We start from the raw sequence: 20,861 nt of genomic DNA, 5'->3' as shown, positions 1-20,861 counted from the left end.
AGTCACCTGAATTTTTTAATGTTGGCGTACTGGCCTACCGCTTTATGACCTTTCTTGTAATCCTGTTGGAGTTTACGAATTCGTTTCTTTTCTGTCTCTAGTTGAGCTATTTCAACATCATCCTGACTGACAAGCTGACTGAGATATTGTTGTACTTGCGCTTCATGAATAGTTCCTTGAGATTGATTCCAAAGTGTTTTTATCAATTCTAAGCGCTGAGCTAATAGCTCATCCAGACCATCAATCTCACCAGCGGCTGAGCGCTGGCGGACCGTTTGGCTAAGTGCGTCAATCTGCGATTGAATAGTATGCATTATGATGGGTTTGCTTGCATTTGTGCGCGCATTGCTTGCGCTTTCATTTTGTCTTCTTGAGAAATGGTTTCCCACGCTTCTTTAATGGGTGTTATTAGGTTAACCACCTCATCAATACTGGCAATGGTTTCTTCCTTAGAGGCTTCCCCCAAGCGGCGCAACATGTAATCGTATAACTCATAAAAGTTATCACCTATCTCAGGGTTAACCTTCCTATCAATGCCGTCTTGCAGGCCACCTATAATACCAATGGCTTTGTTAAATGCTTTGGCTTTGCCTTCGAAATCTTTACGCTCAAAACAACCTTTGGCAACCGCAAGCGTATCAATCAATCCTTGCATCAACATCAAAATAACGCGATGAGGGTCAGCAGCAACCAACGACGACTCATTACTAACGGTTTGATATTTTCTTAAATTCGCTCGCATCACTTACTCCAAATTAGTCACTCTTCTCTACTGGTTTTAGCACGCTTGCGATGTAAGAAGAAGTGGCATTATATTGAGCTATCGTTACGTCTAAGGCGGTATACTTTTCCCTTAACGTCGCTTCATAGTTTTCCATGTAGCGATCTAACGACTCTCTGTCTGTCTCAACCTTCTTCAACGATTCTCTTAACGAAGCTTCTCGTTCAGTCACCACACCATCAGAGGCTAAATATGTATCAGTAAAATCATTTAACTGCTTAGCAATCCCATCTGTACCTGCAAATATCTTGCCAAGATCATCAAGATTATTGCTGATCGCAGCATTTAACCTGTCTTCACCGCTGGGCTGGCCATTTTTGCTTATGTTGCTGACCTCTAATTCACCGTCAGCATTCATGGTGATGCCCATGTCATAAAGCATTGAAATAGCGCCTGATGTGCCTGATACATCTGAACCAACAATAGAACGAAGCTGGTTTTCATAGTTTCGCACACTGGAGTCAAATGCTAACGCACCGTTTACCGGGTTCGATAATGAGTTTAACGTTGAGGATAATTCGTTATAACCATCAACAAATTGGTTGATCAAATCTTTGACGCCATCGGTATCTACGCCCACCGTTAACGTGAGTGGCTCACCGGCTTCTGTCAAACTATTGACATCCAATTGAATACCATTAATGGCATTAGAGAACTTATTAGTACTGGATGAAACACTTTGACCATCTATAGAAATAATAGCGTCTTGTGCCGATTTTGCCGTAGACATATTGCCAGAAATAGCGTCGAGACTCGCATTATCAGAACTGACTGTCAGCGTATTGGCAGAGCCAGTAACCTCTGAGGTATAAGTCAATACTGGGCCACTGTCTGAGTTGATGATATTCGCTTTAACGCCAAAATTACCTGAAGCGTTGTTAATCTTCTCTTGGATATCTTCAAGGGTATCTGTTGCTTCAACATCTACTTCAAATGTATTCGAACCAGCGCCAAACGTGAGCTTACCAGCGCCGACAGTATCCGTTGCAGAAGTAAACGCTCCTGCAGCCGAATCTAAACGCGAACCTTGTGCAAGTTGAGATACTTCAATTTCAAAAGTACCACCCGTTACGACTCCCGCAGTAGAAGCAGATAAGATATTACTCTCATCCCCTGTTATGCCTTTGTAGCTGTAAGATGACTTGTTTTGGTAGAAGGTGTCAGGGTCAGATAATTGTGATAACACGTTCTGAAATTTTGAAAGCGCCGCTTTCATCGTGCCTACACCCGATAACTCAGCGGTGTAATCTAACTCACGATTATTGATTGATGACTCACGAGTCGTACGTTCAGCCTTTACGAAGGTCGAAATGATGCTTTCTAAATCAAGGCCGGAGCCAACCCCAGCGATAGGCGTAGACATACGCTACCTCCACAATGTTAATTGTCACACTTCACTATCAAGAAATATGCCAACTTTATTTGATAATTCTTGTTCTAATTCCTTGATCTTATTTGCAATCCTTAGCAGCTCTTCACTTGGAAACTGTTTAACCAATTCTTGGTTTTTGGTATCCATGACTTTAATCACGGTCTTTTCGGTTGAGTCATCCAGCGAAAAGTTCACTCCACGCTGATTTTTGTCTAAATACTCTTGAACCAAACTGACTGCGTCTTCTAAGCTCTGCTCTTTCGACTTTTCTTGTGTATCACTGCGCTGCGCTCGTTGTATCGCTTTTAACGCGTCCGGGCTAACATTCATGCTATCAGCCAACGCCGCCGCACTCAATTCCACCTTGTCAGCTTGAGACACAGGTTGAGATTTATTGGCTTCAACAGTGGTAATCGTTTGTTGAAAAGTGTCTGGCATAAAATTGCTGGATGTTATTTCACTAGCTTTCATTACCGACCTCCGAAAATAGCGAAGCGCCTAACATAGGTAGGCGCTTGTTTACGCTAAGCTTATGCTAAATTAGCCTATTAACGATAGCGCAATTTGTGGTTGTTGGTTAGCCTGAGCTAACATTGAGCTTGCTGCCTGTTGCATTACCGTATTACGTGCCATTGCCGCTGACTCTTCTGCGAAATCGGCATCCATGATACGAGATTTAGACGCTGATACGTTTTCAGAAATGTTAGTCAAGTTACGGATTGTAGACGAGAAACGGTTTTGTTTCGCACCTAAGTCTGCCCGAGTATCGTTCAATGTTGCCAATGCTGCGTCAACGTCTGCAATAGCAGTTTGCGCATCTGAGGCAGTAGTAATGGTACCTGTTACACCTAAGCCTGTTGAGCCCATAGAGGTTGCAATCGAGATATCAATAACCTGGTTCGCATCCGCACCCACTTGGAAAGAAGCGGTGTAAGAGCCATCAAGTAGTGTTACGCCACCAAAGGTAGTATCGGTAGCAACACGGTCGATCTCTGTTTTAAGTTCAGTGTACTCTTTATCTAGTGCCGTACGGTCAGCGGTGGTGTTAGAGCCGTTCGCTGATTGCAGTGCTAGTACACGCATACGTTGTAACATGTTGGTGGTTTCGTCTAACGCACCTTCAGCTGTTTGCGCAAGAGAGATACCATCGTTGGCGTTACGTGCGCCCTGGTTCAAACCGTTAACCTGAGCTTGTAAACGTGAACCAATCTGTAGGCCCGCCGCATCATCTGCTGCACTGTTTACACGAAGACCAGAAGATAAACGTTGAAACGATTTTGATAGACCGTCAGTTGCGTTTGTTAGGTTACGTTGTGAGTTTAGAGACTGAACGTTAGTATTTACGTATAAAGCCATGGTATTTCTCCTTTAAAAGCTATGATATCCAGGGTCAGCATTTTGAATTAGATGCCACAGCCCCTTTTGTGTTTGTTTGCACTGTGTTTCCGTGCTCATAAACTGTATCGGCGCAAGAGAAATTTGCTTGAGTAGATTTTTAAGTTTTTTTCAAAAAAAAACGGATTTATTTTTTTATGTCAATAAAATCATAAAGATAAAAAAATATTTTTTCCCATATTTTTTAGAAAGCGACCTAGAATGAGGGTCAAAGCCAGAACAAATAGCAGGTAGGATAAAACAAAAAAAGGGAAAAGCCCCAAAATGGGGCTGAGGATCGCTCCTCACCCATTAAGTAGTGATAGTGCAATCTGAGGTTGCTGGTTTGCTTGTGAAAGCATGGTACTTGCAGCCTGTTGCATTACGGTGTTACGCGCCATATTGGCAGACTCTTCAGCAAAGTCGGCATCCATAATACGCGATTTAGACGCAGATACGTTCTCTGAAATATTGGTCAAGTTACGAATGGTAGATGAGAAACGGTTTTGCTTCGCACCTAAATCCGCCCGCACGTCATTCACGGTTGCCAAAGCAGTATCTAACTCATCAATGGCCGCTTGTGCGCCTGATGCAGTGGTAATCGTTGTACTTAAGCCCAAGCCGGTTGAACCCATTGAAACTGCAATTTCAATTTGAATCGTTTGGTTAGCATCAGCACCTACTTGGAAGGCAGCAGAATAAGTACCATCTAATAGGTTTACCCCACCAAAAGTGGTATCCGTGGCGACACGGTCAATTTCTACTTTTAGTTCTGTGTATTCTTTATCCAAAGCAACACGGTCAGCGGTAGTGTTTGAACCGTTAGCCGATTGCAGTGAAAGCACACGCATACGTTGTAGCATGTTAGTGGTTTCATCAAGCGCACCTTCAGCCGTTTGCGCCAATGAAATGCCATCGTTGGCATTACGCGCACCCTGGTTCAAACCGTTTACCTGTGTTTGTAAACGTGTACCAATTTGTAAACCCGCAGCGTCGTCCGCCGCACTGTTTACGCGTAAACCAGATGATAAACGAGTAAAAGACGTACTTAGCTCGTTGGTCGCTTGGGTTAAGTTACGTTGCGAGTTCAGGGAGGCAACGTTGGTATTTACATAAAGTGCCATTTTTATATCTCCGTATTGATGTACATAATTAATAAAGCAACATGCGTGCCAAAGTTTTCATTAACCAACATAATCAAATAAAGAAAGGTTGGTGACTTTACTAAAGGTGGAGTAAGCAACTTGCATAGCCATCTCCTGTTGTGCCAGTTTTGCCGACGCTTCGGCGTAATCTGTTTCTGACAAACGAGCTCTAGCCTCTTGATTTAAAACATCAAAAGAACTGTTTGAGGATTCCACTCGACGAATGGTATTGATGCGCGCACCGATTTCACCCATGGTACTTAAGGCAGAATCGGCGGTGTTTTTTAAGCCGATAGATACATCCTTAAGCACAGGTTGTAACTGCTCTTGAGTGATGTTCGGATCGCGAAGCGCTGTTTTAAAATCTTCTAAATGGTTTAACACGTTTTCATTTTTTGGCGGATCTAGGTCAATGGTTGCCGTATTGCCGGGACCACCGTCTAAGGTAATTTCCATACCGGCAAAGTTAATCGGCTCACCCGGCACAAAATTGCCAGTTACCGGTGGTACTAGCGGCAAACCGGCAGAATCTTGAATTTCAAAGGTGTCAGGTGTACCGGCCGTCGTCACTACGCGTAGTTGGCTGTTGCCAGGGTTGGCAAAGTCATAATTCGCTTTATGGTAAGCATCAAACTGCTCTTGACTGGTAATACTGACGTTTAAATTAACTGCTGGGCCGGCAATCACGTTGCCAGTTGCCGTTAGTCGTGCAGGGATCTGTTCAAATAACGTTAAACCTGAGTCCCCTTGTTGCACAAACACGCTGGTTGAAATCTGAATACCGTTGGTGTTGCCATCACCTTGGAATTCATAACGGCCGGTAACCGGATCTTTAACAAAAGATTGCACTGATGACTTACTGCCAGAGAAGATATAATCTCCACTGGCGTTCTTACTGTTCATCAAATCAAAGATCTCTTGTTGGATCCCCTCTACTTCCGTGGCTACGGATAATCTTTCTTGATGGGACAAAGAGCCATTGTTTACTGATACAGCCAAAGTTCTGACACGATCGATGGCAACTTGTATTTTATCTAGTGTCGACTCTTCGACGCTGAGCGCGCCTGTTACCAAGGTTGAGTTTTTAAGGTACTGCTGGTTCGCTTCTATTACTTCGGTAAGACGGTTAGTTTTCGCGAAACCGGTCGGATCTTCCGACGCAAGCTGGTATTTCTGGCCACTGGTTAATTGGTTTTGGGTTTTCACAATGGCACTGGTACTGCTTGACATATTGGCAGTACTGGAAATAAAGATCTGATTAGTGGATATACGCATAATTAATTACCTCACTGAGCCCAATAAGGTGTCGAAGGTTTGACGAGCCACGTTGACAATTTGCGCTGCCGCACTGTATGACTGTTGGAACTTAAGCAAATTTGACGCTTCTTCGTCTAAGTTGACGCCAGATACGCTTTCATGCCAGTTGGTACTTGAGTCCAGCTTGGCTTGGGCGGCTTGGGCGCTCACAATGGCATTACCGGTTTTTTCACCAACCGAAGACTGCATCCGAGAAAATGCTTCATGAAACGTCATCAGGTTGTCCCCTGACGCCACCACATTTTTCCGCATTAAACTTTGGTTCTGTAGGTCAGCCATGGCCAAACCATTGCTGTTATCAGCAAAGCCGTTATCGTTAAACCCAATCGAAAAAGTTTCGCCGTGATTTGGGTTACCAGAAATACTGATTTCATAACCAGGGTCTACAATCGCAGGCACCGCATTCGCTAATAAGTCTTCACCTGTTCCTGGTGGACTAGTCACGCTACCCAATAAGGTACCGCCGCCATCATAGATTTCATAAACCGTGTTACCACCAGATGTATTGATGCGGACTTCTTGCGGCGCAGCCGCGCTCAGGCCAGACGGCGGAGTAAAGGCATAAGTCGTGGTATCAGTAACGCTTTCAAGCGTAATGTTACTGCCACTGGTATTGGCTGAATCAGCGTCTACGCGAATGGGAGACGCTAAGGCTAACTCTTCTGGTCTGAGCATGCTGACATCAACCAAATCCGCAGCGTTGCGTGTTGGTTGCAATAAAAACTTATCGCCACTGGCCATACCCGTGTCAAAAGTCATGCTAATGCCGTGGGACTCTATCTCAATATTTGGAAAAGTACCGGTAATATCGGCCGGAGGAATTTGTGTACGTTGACTATTTTCAATAGCAAAAATGTCAAATGTGTTAGGGCCCGTCATGATGATTTCATAATCGGCAGCCGTGACTGAGCTGCCCAAACCAGGAATAAAACTACTCGTCACACCTAATGCAGGGTTGGAGTTATTTTCATAAACGCTGGCAGTGGCCGTCGGCAATTGAAAGATATCACCACCTAAGTTGCCATCGAGGTTCATACCTAAACGGTTTTGAGTATTAAATGCATCGGTAATGCCAATAGCCAATTGCCCCATGGTATTACGCACTTCATTGATGTTGTCATCACGAAAGTCATAAAGCGCGCCGAGCTTGCCGCCCGTGGTATTACCATTAATTTTGACCGTCACGTCAGCTATGGTCAGTTGAAGATCATTTTTTTCGCTGTCCGGGTTACCTTTAGTGACGCTAAGCTGAGAATATTCCACCCCAGTCACCAGAGGATCGCCGTTACGTAACATCACTTGTTTGCCGCCGCTTTCGCCGTCAATCACATTGATATCGACTTTCTCAGCCAGCAAACGAATCGCTTCATCACGCTTATCAAGCAAGGCACCAGAGGCACCACCTGGTAAGTTATTGGCTTTCATCACTTCTTTATTGAGCTCAGCCACGTTCTTGATGAGCGCGTTGGTTTCTGATACTTCCGTGGCGATTTCGTTATTAACGATTTTTTCTTGCTCAGCCAGGTTTTTACTCAGCATATTGTAAGTGCTGATGAGGGAGTTCATCTCACCTAGCATTAACTGACGAGTATCTAAAGACGTAGGGTCATCATTGGCGGTATGAACCGATTGGAAGGCACTGTCAAACGCGGTACCTAAGTTGCTGGCCTTATCACTAAGGATGGCATCGGTACGTTGTAGCTCGAAGCTTAATGCTTGGGCATAGGAGTTGATGCTGGTATCTCGGCGCATTTCGCCTTGCGCAAAAGTATCTAATACGCGGCGATCTAAAACGCCTGCAACCCCTGCATTAAACTGATCAGACACCGCTAAATTACGCTGGCGCGTGTACCCAGGGGTATTAATATTAGAAATATTATTACCCGTTGTAGCTAGCATGCGCTGAAACGCATTAATGCCTGATGTACCTATTTGTAATAAGTCGGCCATATCAACCTCAACCCGATACTATTAAACCTCTGTCTTCGCTTGAAAATTTCGCTTAGAGGTCTTCCTGATTCAAATTAATGCATCTTATATGCCAACTATTAATTGACGCGGCTATTTAAAATTTACCGTCTTGTATTTATTGAGTTTTTAAATTCTGAAATGAAAAAAGGTAGGATCCAGAGGCAACCTGTAGCTTGCCTCTGTTGCCGCGACAATTAAATGTCGCTCCCTTGGCTGGCTTCTACGCGTTTGAGTACGCTCATCACTTTGTTCGCATAGCTTGGATCTGTAGCATAGCCTGCGCGTTGTAATTCTCGCATGTAAGTTCCAGCATCGTCGGTCGATTGCAGCGCCTTTTTGTACCTAGGATTGGTTTGCAAAAAGTTCACGTAATCATTAAAGCTTTGCTCAAAGTTATTATAAACCCGGAAGCGCGCGCGCTCTTTTACCGCTACACCATCATAATATTCAAGGGTATCAATGCTTGCGTGTTGCCCTTCCCAGCGGCGGTCAGCCTTGATATTAAACAAGTTAAAACTAGACTCACCCATACGATTAATCACTTTTTTACCCCAACCTGTTTCAAGGGCTGCTTGAGCCACTAATACACTCGGATTCACGCCCAACTCCTTCGCTGCTTCTTTCGCAAATGGCATCAGCGTCTGCACAAATCCTGTGGGGTTGCTAAAATCAGCTTCTCTGCTGGCTTTCATTTTCGCTAAATCTGCTTGCGATAACTCAGCCATCAACGCTTCGCTCGTGCCTGGAACGGCGGCCGGGGTGTCTGCTTGCGTTTCTGGTTTACTTTCTACGCTAACGTTGGCTCCATTAAGCTGTTGCTGGCGACTAGCCAACAAACTGGCAACGTGCTGTAAATCTGCACTTTGTCCGCTTCGACCCACAGGCATGATCAGCGGATTATCTGAGTCTCGCTTGATATGGCCGTAACTGGGATCAAGCTGACGCGTTAATACTTCCGCTAATCCCATTGAACCGGTCGAACTAAGCTCTAGTGCCATTTGTTGGTCTTGCATATCACGATAAAACTTGGTTTTGTTATTGTTAAACGGGCTATCAGTTTCAAAAGCTTCGTTAGCTTGACGCATGCTTTTTATCAGCATGCCGGTGAACATGGCTTCAAACTGTTTCGCCACTTCACCTAACGCCCCTTTCTCATCTTTTTGCGCCGCTTCACGCAAGTTATTTAACCCTTGTATATCGTAAAAGCCATTGCCTGCAATCGGCGCTTCACTTAGCTTGTTCATAACATCACCACTAAATAATGATCAGTTCACCTTGTAGTGCACCGGCTTGCTTTAAGGCTTCTAAAATCGCCATTAAGTCGCCAGGTGCAAGGCCTACTTCATTGACCGCTCTGACCAATTGATCAAGGCTCACGCCAGGATCAAACTTAAACATTCTGCTGTCTTCTTGGGTTACATTGATGGTGCTATTATCGGTCACCACCGTTTCGCCACCAGCAAACGCATTAGGTTGCGAGACTTCTTGTTGCTCTGCAATCGTCACCGTAATTCCGCCATGGGTAATAGCCGTAGGCAACAAACGCACTTCTTTGCCCACCACTATGGTGCCGGTACGCGAGTTAACAATAACCTTGCCACTTTCAGACGCGGGCTCAAACTCCAAGTTCTCCAACGTCGAAAGGTATGAAACTCGTTGCGAAATATCTCGCGGTGCGTGTACTCGTACCGACGTTGCATCTAACGGTCTTGCAGTATTTGGGCCAACTAACTCGTTGATGGTGTCGGCCATGCGTTTGGCGGAAGTAAAATCGGGTCTGTTTAGGTTGAACGTTAAGTAGTCATTGTTGCCAAAAGGCGAAGCAATGGCGCGCTCGATAATTGCACCATTAGCGATGCGCCCGACGGTAGGCGTATTGATGACAACCTTTGAGCCGTCGGCTCCTTCAGCGCCTAAACCACCCACAACTAAGCTGCCTTGGGCCAAGGCATAGACATTACCATCCACCCCTTTCATAAAGGTTTGCAACAGTTCTCCACCGCGCAAGCTCTTGGCTTCGCCTATGGCTGCCACAGTAACGTCAATTTTCTGACCTGGCTTACTGAACGCGGGAATTTCTGCAGTAATCGCAACAGGGGCGACGTTCTTAATTTTTAGCTTCACCCCTTGTGGTACATTAATGCCAAAGTTTCGCAGCATGGTGGCAAAAGATTGTTCAGAAAAGGCGCTGCTTTTCTCGCCTGTGCCTGGTAAACCTACCACCAGGCCATAGCCGATAATTTGGTTTGAGCGTACACCTTCTACCGACGCCACGTCTTTGATTCGAATAGCTTGCGCAGCGGCGCTAACCAGTAAAGCCCCTATCACGATAGCTTGAGTGAAGTATTTCATCATGATGTCCTTTTACTTATAGCGGCCAGTAAGGGCCATTAAAGAATTTACTGAGCCAGCCTTGGCGCTGAGTATTAGCAAAATCACCGGTACCACCGTACTGGATCCGAGCGTTAGCGACGCGCATAGAAGAAACCGTGTTATCGCTACTGACATCTTCAGAGCGAACCACGCCACTTAAGCGCACGAACTCGTCACCATTATTTAACATGAGCCATTTCTCACCCCGCACCACTAAGTTACCATTGCTTAGCACTTTCACTACGTTGACGGAGATACTGCCTTGTAAGCTGTTACTTTGATCGGCTGAGCCATTGCCACTGAATGAACTCTCTTGGTTATAACCTAACTGAATAGGATTACCGCCGATGGTGGCTACGCCACTTGGAACCGTAATTTGGTCAAGTTCAAAGTCGTTACTCTTATCCAAACCTGTTTTGGCTTTCTTCTTGGCAGAGGTTGACTCTTCGAGGTACACAGTAATGATGTCGCCAATACGGTGAGCCTTAATGTCCGAGTAAAGGTTGTTGGCATATTTATCTTGAAATAAAGAGCCCGTTTGCACCACTTCCGCTTCTACCTCTTCAGGGATCACCGGAGCAAACCTTGGATCATCTTCGATAGGATCATTTGGTAATGTTGAACATGCTGAGATAGACATCACCAAGCCTGCTAGCATAAAACGTTTCATAATCATTATCCTTGTTGCTTCATTCAACCAATTACAACTGCTGGCTAACAAATGACAGCATTTCGTCTACTGACTTAATGACTTTGGAGTTCATTTCATAAACTCGTTGGCTCTCAATCAGGTTAACCAGTTCTTCGGTCACGTTAACGTTAGAGGTTTCTAACGCGCCTTGAACCAAAGTACCAATACCATCAGCTCCTGGTACCCCTTGCAACGGCGCGCCACTGGCTCCCGTCTCGAGGTATAAGTTTTGGCCAATAGGCTCTAGACCCGATGGGTTAACAAAATCCGATAGGTTTAGCTGGCCTAATACTTGAGGCTCAGCTTCTCCAGGCAGTTGCACCGAGACCTCACCATCTTGAGAAATGGTTAAAGATTGTGCGTCTTCTGGTACTTGAATTTCAGGTTGCAATGGGTAACCAGCACCAGATGTCACTATGGTGCCTTCATCGTTCAAACTAAATTGCCCGGTGCGACTGTATGATGTTGTGCCATCTGGCATTAATATCTCGAAAAAGCCACGGCCATCAATCATGATATCCAAAGAGTTGTCCGTGGTTAAAATATTGCCTTGGTCAAAGTTCTTTTGCGTGGCTACCACTTTGGCACCCGCCCCAACCATTAAACCATTTGGTAACTTGGTATCTTGAGAAGAGCGACCACCCGGTTGATTTATGGTTTGGTACAATAAATCTTCAAATACCGCGCGGCTTTTCTTAAAGCCGACAGTACTGGCATTAGCTAAGTTATTTGAAATGGTCGCAACGTTAACTTGTTGCGCGTCCAAACCGGTTTTACTGATCCATAAAGCGGGATGCATAAGCGTCTCCTTAAATTAAACTATGCGCAACAAGCTATCTGAAGCTTTGTCTATTTCTTCTGCTGTCTTCATCATTTTGATTTGCATTTCAAATTGACGCTGTAAAGACATCATGTGTGTCATTTCATTGGCAGCATTTACGTTGGAGCTTTCTAAGGCACCTTGTACGAGTTGCACATCAATGGCGGCAGCTTCAGGCTGACCATCAGCGCGGCGAAAGAATCCATCTTGACCGCGGGCCAAGTCTTGTACCTCTGGGTTAACCATTTTGATCATGGCCAATTCTTCCATTGCATCAGGTGGCGCACCTTCTGGACGAATTTCAATCATACCGTCACGGCTTATTTCGAGTTTCTCAATCGGTAATGGAAAGATAATAGGCGTGCCATTTATGCCCAGAACAGCATTGCCCTGCATATCACTGAGTTGACCGTTGACGTCAATTTTAAGTTTGCCGTTACGGGTAAACACCTCTTCACCATCGGCGTTTTGAACCGCTAGCCAACCATCGCCTTCAATCGCCAGGTCAAGGTTGTTGCCCGTGGTATGAATTGAGCCTTCGTCAAAGTTTTGCGAAGCATTTTCTGTCATTGAAAACACCCGCGTAGGTAACCCCGGGCCAAACGCTTGCATAGAACGCGCTTGCTCAAGGTCAGCTTTAAAACCCATGGTATTAGCATTAGCGAGGTTATTACTTCGCACCGCAATCCCATTTAAGTTTTCTTTCGCCCCTGACATGGCGATATACAGTAAGTTGTCCATCCTACACCTTTGTCAATTATCTGACTGAGAAGTCATACTCTGAACAATGCAATCAAGATGCCAAGATATAGAATTGAAAAAAGAAAAATTTAGAAAGGTAGTAAGGGTATGATTTTAATGAATTAAAAAAGGCCGCTAAGCGGCCTATTTTACTACTATCGTATCTGCAATATCGTTTGTTGCAAGGTACTGTTTACTTCAAGCGCCCGTGAGTTAGCCTGGAAATTACGCTGCGCACTGATTAAGTCCACCAGCTCTGCAGACAAGTTAACGTTCGATTGCTCTATGGATGAGGAGTTTATCTTACCAAAAGTGCCCGAGTTACCTTCACCAGCAATAGCCTCACCCGATGTCTGCGTGGCTTGCCAAGAAGTATCACCAATTTGTGCCAAACCTTGCGTATTATTAAACTTGGCAATCGCAACTTTACCCATGTAAACCGTAGAGCCGTTACTGAACGTGGCTTTTACTAGGCCATCAGCGGCGATATCAATACCTGTCAATTTACCGACAGTCGAACCATTCTGAGACAGCGCAGACACTTCAAATGGCGCGCCAAATTGCGTAGGGTCATTAAAGTTAAAACGCACCGTTTGGTTTGGATCGGCGCCATTAGTGATAACACCCGCAGCCCCTAAAGTAATTGTCTCAACGGGCGACGGCGATGGGTTAGTCGCTGGCGGTGTTACCGGCGCCAATAAGCCATCAGTACCAAATGTCATTTTCGCAGAGTTAGGGATTGTGGTATTTGGGTTACCCGCGTTTGGTGTATTGGCGGTACCACCATTAATGTTAGTCGGTTGACCATCTACATAGGTTAAAACGTCCCACTCGTTAACTGCAGGAGCCGGCGCTTTAACGTAATAAGTTTGCGCCACATGAGGCTCACCAAGCGAGTCATATATTGTTACCGAAGTCGATGAAGTGTAAGTATCAGGGTTAGTAGGATCAAAATCCCCAATATCATGCTCAGAGCCGCCCGCAGGAAGGTTCATCGTCATGTCTACTTCCGACGTTTGAGTTGGCGTACCTACACTGGTGCTGATTTGCAGTGGGCGCGTTGCTGCCATACTCACTGAAGACGGCACACCGTTTTCATCCACTGGGTACGCTTGCAAGTATTGACCGCTCGCGTTAACCACGTAATTATCTTGGTTAAGGTTGAACGCTCCCGCTCGGGTATAGCTGCGGGTGAGCGTAGTGGTATCTTCAGCGGTAACGAAGAAGCCTTCGCCGGTAATCGCAAGATCTAACGCATTTTGGGTGAACTGCAAACTACCTTGGTGGAATTGCTGCGCTACTTGCGCGGTTTTCACACCGTTACCGTTTGCCGTTTTTGCGTTTGAGAAAATCGACGTCGCGTAAACGTCAGCAAACTCAGCACGAGATTCCTTAAAACCAAACGTGTTGACGTTAGCTATGTTATTTGCGGTAACATCAAGGTCTTTTTGCGCAGCGTTAATGCCACTCAAAGCAATATTAAAAGACATACTACTCTCCTTTATAAATTCATTTAGGTTACTCGGCTTTTATCTAAAGCCCGAGTTGCACTTTCAGTCTTGCTGCTAATTCTTCTACACTTTCACCGCCCTCGCCTGGGTTACCTTCTTCTGGTTCACCTTCATCAGGCTCACCCGGTAAAGGTGGTGTCACATTCGGGGACTCTTGAGCGACTTCTAATACGTCACTTAAGCGCACGCTGCCTACACCTTGCAAGTTCAATACCACACCGTTGCTACCACCCGCTAAGCTCACACTTTCAACATGAGCGTAGTTAGCGGTGGCTAGGTCGGTACTTTGACCATCGACGGTAGCATTGGCTTTAATGTTATAGTTGCCAGGCGGCATGACATTGCCGCTTTCATCTGTGCCATCCCAACTAAACTTAACGTTACCGGCAGGTTGGTTACCCAAATCGAGTACTTTTACTAAGTTGCCTTTGTCGTCTTCAATTCGAATGGTGGTGTTTTGCATATCTGAGCCCGATACTACAACCCCTTCGACCGCTTTACCTTCAGCTAGGTAAGCTTGCTCAGAAGGGATTAACACATTGCGCCCCACTAAGCTTGAAGCTTGTAGCGCTTGCGTCGAGCTCATGATTGAGTTCATATTTTCAAACTGCTGACTCATTTCCGCGATACCTTCTGCGGTGGTAAATGAAGCCATTTGCGCAACCATCTGCGCGTTATCTACGGGTTTAAAAGGATCTTGATATGCCAGCTGCTGTGACAGCAAAGCAAAGAAGTCTTCTTGACCAAGCTCCTTTTTATTGAGCTCTTCCGCTTTTTCAGCAACATCCTTTTCTTCCCAGTACAACCCATTAGCGCTGACATTAGATACAGTTGTCATGGCGAACTCCTATTAATTACGGCCAATTTGCAACGTTTTACTCAGCATTTGCTTAGCTGCATCTGCGATTTGCACATTGGTTTGATAAGAGCGAGACGCGCTCATCATGTTAGCCATTTCCTCTACTACGTTAACGTTGGAGCGGAATATAAAGCCGCTGTCGTCCGCCATAGGATGGTTAGGCATATATTCTCGGGTCAAAGGCGCTTCACTTTCGACAACGCCCAGCACTTTTACTTTGACGTCTGACTGCTGCTGGCTTTGTGCTTTATTTAACTCAGCGCTAAACACTGGGTTTCTGGCTCGATAAGTGGTATCAGCACTGCTGCTAACGCTGTTCGCATTTGCCAGGTTACTTGCAGTGGTGTTTAAACGAACACTTTGGGCACTCATGCCAGAAGCGGATACATCTAATACGTTAAATAAGCTCATAGTTATTGCCCTTTGATAGCTTTGCGCAAGCCTGCAATCTTACTGTTTAAAAAGGTCATGCTGGCTTGGTATTCCATCGAATTTTGCATAAACAAATTCCGCTCTACCTGCACATCTACCGTGTTACCATCCCCGGTATCTGGCTGATTGGCATTGCGGTATTTCACACCTGGCTGTAAGTCTGTTTGCATTGAGAAGTGCTTCTGGTTTGTTTTCTCTAATGAGAAACTTTTACCCGACTTGGCCGCTGCTAACGCATCTGAAAAATTTATATCCCGTGCTTTGTAGTGCGGGGTATCAGCATTGGCGATGTTACTTGCTAGCATCTCCGAGCGCTTCGCTCGCACTCCTAAGGTGTGCTGGTGAACACCCAGTGCTTTTTCAAATGTTATGGCCATAATGCCTCCTCAAAGTTCTATCTAAGATAAAAGCAATCTGTGTGCCAAAATGGAAAGTGAATTAAAAAATAATTAAAAGACCAATAAAAACAGAAGCTTAATCAACACCAAGGACAGAGCTAACGCAAACACTTATGACAAATAACAACGAAGAATTGACGGCAGGCAAAAAAATGCCATAAAAAAAGCGGCAAATTGCCGCTTTTTCAATGACAAATATCGATTAACGTTTCGCGACCGGAGCCTTTAACTTATAAACAATGCCAGGGTTACAACGGATCATGTCAAAGCGATCGGTTAAACCAGTTAAAGACTCTGAGGCACCTAGCATTAGATAACCACCAGGGTTTAAGCAATTAGCAAATTGATTGAGAATCTTTGATTTCACTTCAGGTGAAAAGTAGATAAGCACATTGCGACAGAAAATAATGTCGAATTTACCCAACAAGGTATAACTGTCTAATAAGTTAAAAGAGCGAAAGCTGGTCATTTTTTTGACTTTATCGTTAATTTTCATTCTCCCTGAGCCATCATTCAGGGTTTCAAAAAATTGACGCTTACGCTCGGGAGACAAACCTCGGGCCAAAGCCAATGAGTCATAAACACCCTGTTTACAATGATCCAGCATCGCCGTTGATATGTCCGTACCCGTAATTTGCACACCTTGTGGCATCACACCCGGTTTACGCGTTTGATGCTCAAGGGTGGACATAGCAATGGAGTATGGTTCTTGACCTGAAGAACAAGCTGCAGACCAAAGCTTTATCTGCTTTTTACCGCCCGCTAATACATCAGGATACAGCTTATCAATCAGTAACTGGAACGGGTAAGTATCCCTAAACCATAGCGTCTCATTGGTGGTCATCGCATCAATCACCGCGGCACGCAAATCCCGCTCGCGCATGCCCATCGAGCGTTTGATTAACTCAGCTAAACTTTCACCTTTAAATTCGGTTAACAAAGGTGATAAACGGCTTTTAACCAGGTATTGCTTGTTTGGCCCAAGTACTATGCCACATTGCACTTCAAGGAAGTCTGCAAATTGCTTATATACTTCATCCGACAACATTTTTGCAGTCAAATTAGTTCCCTTCTATTAATTCACCGCGTCTTGAACAGCCGTAGCCAGCTCATCTGGGTTGAATTTAGCGATAAAATTATTGGCGCCTACTTTATTAACCATAGCTTGGTTAAATACACCACTCAACGAAGTATGTAATATAATATGCAGATCCTTAAGCTCAGCTGTACCGCGTATCTCTGCCGTTAAGGTATAGCCGTCCATTTCTGGCATTTCAATGTCAGAAATGACCAATGCAATCTGCTCAGTTATCGGGCCATCTTTTGCCATTTCATTAAGTATTTCAAGAGCTTCACGACCATCTTTTGCAAGTAAACACTCCACACCGAGCGATGTCACCGCTTTTTTAACCTGATTACGCGCCACGCTAGAGTCATCAGCCACCAATACTTTGCGACCAACTACTTTAGAACTGGTATCAACACTTTTCACATCTTCACTGACTTCAGTGTTAACCGGTGATATTTCATCGAGGATTTTTTCTACGTCTAAAATCTCAACCAGTTCATTGTCTACCTCTGTCACCGCAGTCAAATAACTAAACTTGCCGGCACCTTGTGGCGGCGGCATGATGGCTTCCCAGTTCATGTTAATGATGCGCTCAACAGAGTTAACCAAGAAACCTTGCACCGAGCGGTTATACTCAGAAATGATGATAAAGCACTTGGTCACGTCTTCTATTGGTCGACCACCAGTCGCGAGGCTGAGGTCAATCACTGACACCGTTTTACCTCGAATATGCGCGACCCCTCTTATGACAGGGTGTAACTTAGGCAGGGATGTCAATGGCGGACACTGTAGTACTTCCTTGACTTTAAATACGTTAATGCCATAACGCTGGCGACCTACCAGTTTAAAAAGTAATAATTCTAATCTGTTTTGGCCTACTAGTTGGGTACGCTGGTTTACTGAGTCTAGTAATCCTGCCATAACTGTCTCCGTTAATATTGTTCCAATGGCACTTTATTTGCTTAAACTCATTATTATGAGTCAATTATTTGGTATAAAGTCTACCACTCAATTGACATGTCTAATGTCAAAAAAACGATCTAATATAATGATTTTTGAAGTAACACCAAACCGTTACCCTGATTATCGGCACAAGGACGCAGATGTTTAAGCCAATCGCATTTTTATTTTTAAGTATTGCAGCAATGCCCATTTTTGCAGAAAACATTGTGCATAAGCAGATCCAAACCCTCGCCGAAAATACCATCGACGAACATATCACTGCGCCAGATCTTGGAAAAGTGTCAATCAAGGCAGCCAAATTAGACCCCAGGCTGAACTTTGAAACCTGCCAACAGCCACTCAAATCTGAAATCGTCAATGGAAAAATTAAAAAAAACTCCGTTGTCAAAGTAACCTGCCAAGGCATTAAAGGCTGGCACACTTACGTGCAGGTAAAGGTAGCCGTCACGCAGCCTGTGGTGGTTGCCAGACAACAACTTAATAAAGGTGCCTTACTCACCTCGCAAAATCTAAGCATAGCGTATAAAGAAAGCCATCAGCTACGCGGCAGCCCATTTATTGATCCAAGCCAGCTATACGGGTCGAAAACAAAGCGTAGAATACCCAAAGGCAGAGTCATAAAAAAACGTGATTTATGCTATATCTGCAAAGGTGATCGCGTGGTTATCAAAGCTAAAGTGGGCGGCTTAGAGATAAAAACTTCTGGAATTGCTACAAGTAGCGCGGCTATCGGTGATACTATTCGAGCAAAGAATATCCAAACTCAACGTATGGTCACCGGAAAAGTGACGGCGGTGGGTGAAATGGAAGTTAATTTATAAAAACGTCTAAAGTTATTTAATTCTCTGCCGATATGATGATTAAGATCCCAGAGCTTAAGTAAAAAAGGTTAAACCTATGGCTATAAATATGAACAATGTTGGTAATCGCACCAACCTTCATGTCGAGCAAAAGCAAAAGCAGCAGGAAGCCGTGGTAAAAGGTGCTGAACAAGCACCCGCCAAAGCAACGGCGGCGAAAGACTCTGTCTCACTGACCCCACAAGCACAGGCGCTTAAAGGTATGCAGAAACAAGTCAGTGCCGAAGGCACATTCAACAAAGAACGCGTTGAAACACTTAAAAAAGCGATTTTAAATGGCGAATATGCCATAGATGCAGATAAACTGGCTCAAAAAATGAGTGCATTTGAAGGCGAATTTGGTAAGGCCATTTAAGCTTTACCCGTTTGAGGTGACATGAATACAAGTCAAACAGGCTCACTGTTACAACTGTTATTACAACAGTTAGAGACGGTTAAACATTTCTCTGAGTTATTACAATCAGAGCATGATGCGTTAATTGGGCGTCACCCTGACACCCTTAATCAGGTTTTGGCTGAGAAACAATCTGTGTTACAGCAAATAGCAGACGCAGACGCTAACATGCAAGCTCACCCAGATGTGGCATCATTGAGTCAGCCTCAAGATCCGGAAATAGCGAATACAGTGGCAGAAATTAGACAATTGTTCGCCCAGTGCCAAGAGAAAAACAACATCAATGGTGAAATCATTGAAATGAGTTTGCGTACGTCACGCCACCTTACCGCTGTGCTTAATCAAGCAAAAGCAGCAAACTCATTGACTTATGATGCCAAAGGCAAAGCCAAAGGCGCCAGTATCATAGGCTCAGGGATCAAAGCATAGCCTCAGTACCTGGTTAAAATAAAAAAACCAAGCTAACAGCTTGGTTTTTTTATGCCGCAATGATTCATTAAGCCGTCTCACGCTGCTCAATTAACCCAAGCCCAACACCGGTATTTCAAGCTTAGTCTGGAGCCTGGTATTACCTTCTTGAAAAAATGGCGTCCCTGAGACGATTCGAACGTCCGACCTAGCGCTTAGGAGGCGCTTGCTCTATCCAACTGAGCTACAGGGACTCAAGTGTATGAGACTCTAGCATTTTTGAGCTAAAACCAACAACTCACTTAGATCATTTTAGTGACAATAAACAAATTAAGCATTCTAGCCGTCAATACACATCATTGATTTTTTGCCAGTACCTACGCCAGTCAATACAGACACAGGTTGCTTATCTTACCCTTGTTATCTTCTGGTTTCGCAGAGTTTAGCATCGCTTTCCAATGTTTCCCTTCACTCTCTGATACAACAATAAGTGCGTTTTGTATCGCTTTGCTTTACCCGCAAAGTGAATAATTAATAATGAGAATAAGTCATTAGATGAGATTTAGTTGACCTCGTATACTAACCTTAATCACAGAATATTCACTCAATATTGTTTCGCTATTAACGAAGAGATTTTTACCATGAAAAGACTATTACTCGCATCTTTATTAGCACTTTCTACTTTGCCTGCCTACACACAGACATTTGATGATACCGATGATATTTTAGCCCGCGCCTCCCAGATAGAAAATATCGAATACCAAATGATGGTGCAAAGAGCTGCGCAGACTGCTATTCACTTTATGCCTGCCGTAACGCAAATTGACTTCCTAAAAGCCACTCGCCGCGATCTAGGAGGCGACTTTCATGATGTAGTTTACGTAAACGAACCTTTCGGATCTGAAAAAGGTTTTTTAACGGCAAATGACACGACAGCTTACGCATGGGCAACCACAACGTCTAAAAACGGCCCTATTGTGATTGAAGTACCAGCGGCTACCGACAAAGTGAACTACTTTGGCTCAGTAGTAAACCAGTGGGAAGTGCCAATCACTGATGTTGGTTATAAAGGAGCCGACAAAGGCAAAGGCGGCAAATACGTATTTTTGCCTCCCAATTACGATAACAAGCTGGGCAGCAAGCAAGAGTTGGAAAATCAAGGCTACTTGGTATTTGAAACTGACACCTATCTTTACGGCTTTTCATTTCGCCCGTCTTTAACCAATGGGGCCACAGACAAAGATGCCGGTGATGTAACTATTCACCCGCGAGCTATTGACGTCTGTTTATGCTAAAAATGCTGGTGTCTGATAATCCACTTTGAGCATATGATGCTCAACAATTTCACGCAGCCAGCTATAGGCAGAAAGCTGCTGAAGTTT

The 20,861-nt window shown here is 44.6% G+C and carries 23 protein-coding genes and 1 tRNA gene; 4 read left to right on the top strand and 20 right to left on the bottom strand.

The features are described from left to right. Positions 1-2: 2 nt before the first annotated feature. The 19 genes from fliT to D1Z90_RS06340 all read right to left on the bottom strand — a co-directional run bounded on the left by fliT (position 3) and on the right by D1Z90_RS06340 (position 17,775). Complete coding sequence (gene fliT, locus D1Z90_RS06430) at positions 3-314, bottom strand: flagellar protein FliT (RefSeq protein WP_119909932.1); 312 nt, start codon at positions 312-314, stop codon at positions 3-5. Beyond that, positions 314-742 carry a flagellar export chaperone FliS gene (gene fliS / locus D1Z90_RS06425; protein ID WP_119909931.1) on the bottom strand — a complete coding sequence of 143 codons (429 nt, stop codon included), beginning with the start codon at positions 740-742 and terminating at the stop codon, positions 314-316. The genes fliT and fliS overlap by 1 nt, the downstream gene beginning before the upstream one ends. Before the next feature lie 13 nt (positions 743-755). After that, complete coding sequence (gene fliD / locus D1Z90_RS06420; protein ID WP_119909930.1) at positions 756-2,144, bottom strand: flagellar filament capping protein FliD; 1,389 nt, start codon at positions 2,142-2,144, stop codon at positions 756-758. A gap of 24 nt (positions 2,145-2,168) precedes the next feature. Beyond that, complete coding sequence (locus D1Z90_RS06415; RefSeq protein WP_119909929.1) at positions 2,169-2,624, bottom strand: flagellar protein FlaG; 456 nt, start codon at positions 2,622-2,624, stop codon at positions 2,169-2,171. 69 nt (positions 2,625-2,693) lie between these two features. After that, positions 2,694-3,509 (bottom strand): flagellin N-terminal helical domain-containing protein, encoded by an 816-nt coding sequence (locus tag D1Z90_RS06410; RefSeq protein WP_119909928.1) that lies wholly within the window; start codon positions 3,507-3,509, stop codon positions 2,694-2,696. Positions 3,510-3,832: 323 nt separating this feature from the next. Next, positions 3,833-4,651 carry a flagellin N-terminal helical domain-containing protein gene (locus D1Z90_RS06405; RefSeq protein ID WP_119909927.1) on the bottom strand — a complete coding sequence of 273 codons (819 nt, stop codon included), beginning with the start codon at positions 4,649-4,651 and terminating at the stop codon, positions 3,833-3,835. A gap of 60 nt (positions 4,652-4,711) precedes the next feature. Next, entirely contained in the window at positions 4,712-5,947 is a 1,236-nt protein-coding gene (gene flgL, locus D1Z90_RS06400) for a flagellar hook-associated protein FlgL (protein ID WP_119909926.1), read from the bottom strand. 6 nt (positions 5,948-5,953) lie between these two features. Continuing rightward, positions 5,954-7,939: a flagellar hook-associated protein FlgK gene (gene flgK, locus D1Z90_RS06395; RefSeq protein WP_119909925.1), complete on the bottom strand. Its 1,986-nt coding sequence runs from the start codon at positions 7,937-7,939 to the stop codon at positions 5,954-5,956. 215 nt (positions 7,940-8,154) lie between these two features. After that, positions 8,155-9,204, bottom strand: a complete 1,050-nt coding sequence (gene flgJ / locus D1Z90_RS06390; RefSeq protein WP_119909924.1) for a flagellar assembly peptidoglycan hydrolase FlgJ — start codon at positions 9,202-9,204, stop codon at positions 8,155-8,157. Between the two features lie 10 nt (positions 9,205-9,214). Continuing rightward, positions 9,215-10,312: a flagellar basal body P-ring protein FlgI gene (locus D1Z90_RS06385; protein ID WP_119909923.1), complete on the bottom strand. Its 1,098-nt coding sequence runs from the start codon at positions 10,310-10,312 to the stop codon at positions 9,215-9,217. 16 nt (positions 10,313-10,328) lie between these two features. Beyond that, positions 10,329-11,003 (bottom strand): flagellar basal body L-ring protein FlgH, encoded by a 675-nt coding sequence (flgH, locus tag D1Z90_RS06380; protein WP_119909922.1) that lies wholly within the window; start codon positions 11,001-11,003, stop codon positions 10,329-10,331. A 31-nt stretch (positions 11,004-11,034) separates the two neighbouring features. Continuing rightward, a complete protein-coding gene (gene flgG / locus D1Z90_RS06375) occupies positions 11,035-11,823 on the bottom strand; it encodes a flagellar basal-body rod protein FlgG (protein ID WP_119909921.1) in 789 nt (262 codons plus the stop codon). A gap of 15 nt (positions 11,824-11,838) precedes the next feature. Continuing rightward, the gene (gene flgF / locus D1Z90_RS06370; protein WP_119909920.1) at positions 11,839-12,585 is read right to left on the bottom strand and encodes a flagellar basal-body rod protein FlgF; all 747 of its coding nucleotides are present in this window, start codon (positions 12,583-12,585) and stop codon (positions 11,839-11,841) included. Between the two features lie 155 nt (positions 12,586-12,740). Beyond that, positions 12,741-14,075: a flagellar hook protein FlgE gene (flgE, locus tag D1Z90_RS06365; RefSeq protein WP_119909919.1), complete on the bottom strand. Its 1,335-nt coding sequence runs from the start codon at positions 14,073-14,075 to the stop codon at positions 12,741-12,743. 43 nt (positions 14,076-14,118) lie between these two features. Continuing rightward, the gene (gene flgD / locus D1Z90_RS06360; RefSeq protein ID WP_119909918.1) at positions 14,119-14,934 is read right to left on the bottom strand and encodes a flagellar hook assembly protein FlgD; all 816 of its coding nucleotides are present in this window, start codon (positions 14,932-14,934) and stop codon (positions 14,119-14,121) included. A gap of 12 nt (positions 14,935-14,946) precedes the next feature. Then, a complete protein-coding gene (gene flgC / locus D1Z90_RS06355; RefSeq protein ID WP_119909917.1) occupies positions 14,947-15,366 on the bottom strand; it encodes a flagellar basal body rod protein FlgC in 420 nt (139 codons plus the stop codon). A gap of 2 nt (positions 15,367-15,368) precedes the next feature. Continuing rightward, the gene (gene flgB / locus D1Z90_RS06350) at positions 15,369-15,764 is read right to left on the bottom strand and encodes a flagellar basal body rod protein FlgB (RefSeq protein ID WP_119909916.1); all 396 of its coding nucleotides are present in this window, start codon (positions 15,762-15,764) and stop codon (positions 15,369-15,371) included. A gap of 223 nt (positions 15,765-15,987) precedes the next feature. Then, on the bottom strand, positions 15,988-16,845 hold the full coding sequence (locus tag D1Z90_RS06345) for a CheR family methyltransferase (RefSeq protein WP_438941738.1): 858 nt from the start codon (positions 16,843-16,845) through the stop codon (positions 15,988-15,990). Between the two features lie 15 nt (positions 16,846-16,860). After that, positions 16,861-17,775, bottom strand: coding sequence for a chemotaxis protein (locus tag D1Z90_RS06340; protein WP_119909915.1), 915 nt, complete (start codon positions 17,773-17,775; stop codon positions 16,861-16,863). A 182-nt stretch (positions 17,776-17,957) separates the two neighbouring features. Here D1Z90_RS06340 and flgA point away from each other — a divergent pair, with 182 nt between their 5' ends. The 3 genes from flgA (at position 17,958) to D1Z90_RS06325 (ending at position 19,500) form a co-directional block, all read left to right on the top strand. Next, the gene (flgA, locus tag D1Z90_RS06335; RefSeq protein WP_119909914.1) at positions 17,958-18,638 is read left to right on the top strand and encodes a flagellar basal body P-ring formation chaperone FlgA; all 681 of its coding nucleotides are present in this window, start codon (positions 17,958-17,960) and stop codon (positions 18,636-18,638) included. Between the two features lie 76 nt (positions 18,639-18,714). Further along, positions 18,715-19,032: a flagellar biosynthesis anti-sigma factor FlgM gene (gene flgM / locus D1Z90_RS06330; protein WP_119909913.1), complete on the top strand. Its 318-nt coding sequence runs from the start codon at positions 18,715-18,717 to the stop codon at positions 19,030-19,032. 21 nt (positions 19,033-19,053) lie between these two features. Continuing rightward, positions 19,054-19,500 (top strand): flagella synthesis protein FlgN, encoded by a 447-nt coding sequence (locus tag D1Z90_RS06325; protein ID WP_119909912.1) that lies wholly within the window; start codon positions 19,054-19,056, stop codon positions 19,498-19,500. A gap of 156 nt (positions 19,501-19,656) precedes the next feature. On the opposite strand, the gene D1Z90_RS06320 is transcribed toward D1Z90_RS06325, so the two are convergent. Then, positions 19,657-19,733 (bottom strand) — tRNA-Arg (locus D1Z90_RS06320). A 387-nt stretch (positions 19,734-20,120) separates the two neighbouring features. On the opposite strand from D1Z90_RS06320, the gene D1Z90_RS06315 reads away from it, so the two are divergent. Continuing rightward, a complete protein-coding gene (locus D1Z90_RS06315) occupies positions 20,121-20,774 on the top strand; it encodes a DUF1254 domain-containing protein (protein WP_119909911.1) in 654 nt (217 codons plus the stop codon). Positions 20,775-20,861: the final 87 nt, after the last annotated feature.

It is taken from the genome of Motilimonas pumila (assembly GCF_003596335.1).
GTDB classification, from domain to species: domain Bacteria; phylum Pseudomonadota; class Gammaproteobacteria; order Enterobacterales; family CBDFNC01; genus Motilimonas; species Motilimonas pumila.
This window is presented reverse-complemented; position numbering and strand designations above follow the sequence as displayed.

Bases quoted from the DNA above. Each gene is read 5' to 3' on its own strand.
- fliT (WP_119909932.1), bottom strand. From the start codon at position 314: ATGCATACTATTCAATCGCAGATTGACGCACTTAGCCAAACGGTCCGC.
- fliS (WP_119909931.1), bottom strand. From the start codon at position 742: ATGCGAGCGAATTTAAGAAAATATCAAACCGTTAGTAATGAGTCGTCG.
- fliD (WP_119909930.1), bottom strand. From the start codon at position 2,144: ATGTCTACGCCTATCGCTGGGGTTGGCTCCGGCCTTGATTTAGAAAGC.
- D1Z90_RS06415 (WP_119909929.1), bottom strand. From the start codon at position 2,624: ATGAAAGCTAGTGAAATAACATCCAGCAATTTTATGCCAGACACTTTT.
- D1Z90_RS06410 (WP_119909928.1), bottom strand. From the start codon at position 3,509: ATGGCTTTATACGTAAATACTAACGTTCAGTCTCTAAACTCACAACGT.
- D1Z90_RS06405 (WP_119909927.1), bottom strand. From the start codon at position 4,651: ATGGCACTTTATGTAAATACCAACGTTGCCTCCCTGAACTCGCAACGT.
- flgL (WP_119909926.1), bottom strand. From the start codon at position 5,947: ATGCGTATATCCACTAATCAGATCTTTATTTCCAGTACTGCCAATATG.
- flgK (WP_119909925.1), bottom strand. From the start codon at position 7,939: ATGGCCGACTTATTACAAATAGGTACATCAGGCATTAATGCGTTTCAG.
- flgJ (WP_119909924.1), bottom strand. From the start codon at position 9,204: ATGAACAAGCTAAGTGAAGCGCCGATTGCAGGCAATGGCTTTTACGAT.
- D1Z90_RS06385 (WP_119909923.1), bottom strand. From the start codon at position 10,312: ATGAAATACTTCACTCAAGCTATCGTGATAGGGGCTTTACTGGTTAGC.
- flgH (WP_119909922.1), bottom strand. From the start codon at position 11,003: ATGAAACGTTTTATGCTAGCAGGCTTGGTGATGTCTATCTCAGCATGT.
- flgG (WP_119909921.1), bottom strand. From the start codon at position 11,823: ATGCATCCCGCTTTATGGATCAGTAAAACCGGTTTGGACGCGCAACAA.
- flgF (WP_119909920.1), bottom strand. From the start codon at position 12,585: ATGGACAACTTACTGTATATCGCCATGTCAGGGGCGAAAGAAAACTTA.
- flgE (WP_119909919.1), bottom strand. From the start codon at position 14,075: ATGTCTTTTAATATTGCTTTGAGTGGCATTAACGCTGCGCAAAAAGAC.
- flgD (WP_119909918.1), bottom strand. From the start codon at position 14,934: ATGACAACTGTATCTAATGTCAGCGCTAATGGGTTGTACTGGGAAGAA.
- flgC (WP_119909917.1), bottom strand. From the start codon at position 15,366: ATGAGCTTATTTAACGTATTAGATGTATCCGCTTCTGGCATGAGTGCC.
- flgB (WP_119909916.1), bottom strand. From the start codon at position 15,764: ATGGCCATAACATTTGAAAAAGCACTGGGTGTTCACCAGCACACCTTA.
- D1Z90_RS06340 (WP_119909915.1), bottom strand. From the start codon at position 17,775: ATGGCAGGATTACTAGACTCAGTAAACCAGCGTACCCAACTAGTAGGC.
- flgA (WP_119909914.1), top strand. From the start codon at position 17,958: ATGTTTAAGCCAATCGCATTTTTATTTTTAAGTATTGCAGCAATGCCC.
- flgM (WP_119909913.1), top strand. From the start codon at position 18,715: ATGGCTATAAATATGAACAATGTTGGTAATCGCACCAACCTTCATGTC.
- D1Z90_RS06325 (WP_119909912.1), top strand. From the start codon at position 19,054: ATGAATACAAGTCAAACAGGCTCACTGTTACAACTGTTATTACAACAG.
- D1Z90_RS06315 (WP_119909911.1), top strand. From the start codon at position 20,121: ATGAAAAGACTATTACTCGCATCTTTATTAGCACTTTCTACTTTGCCT.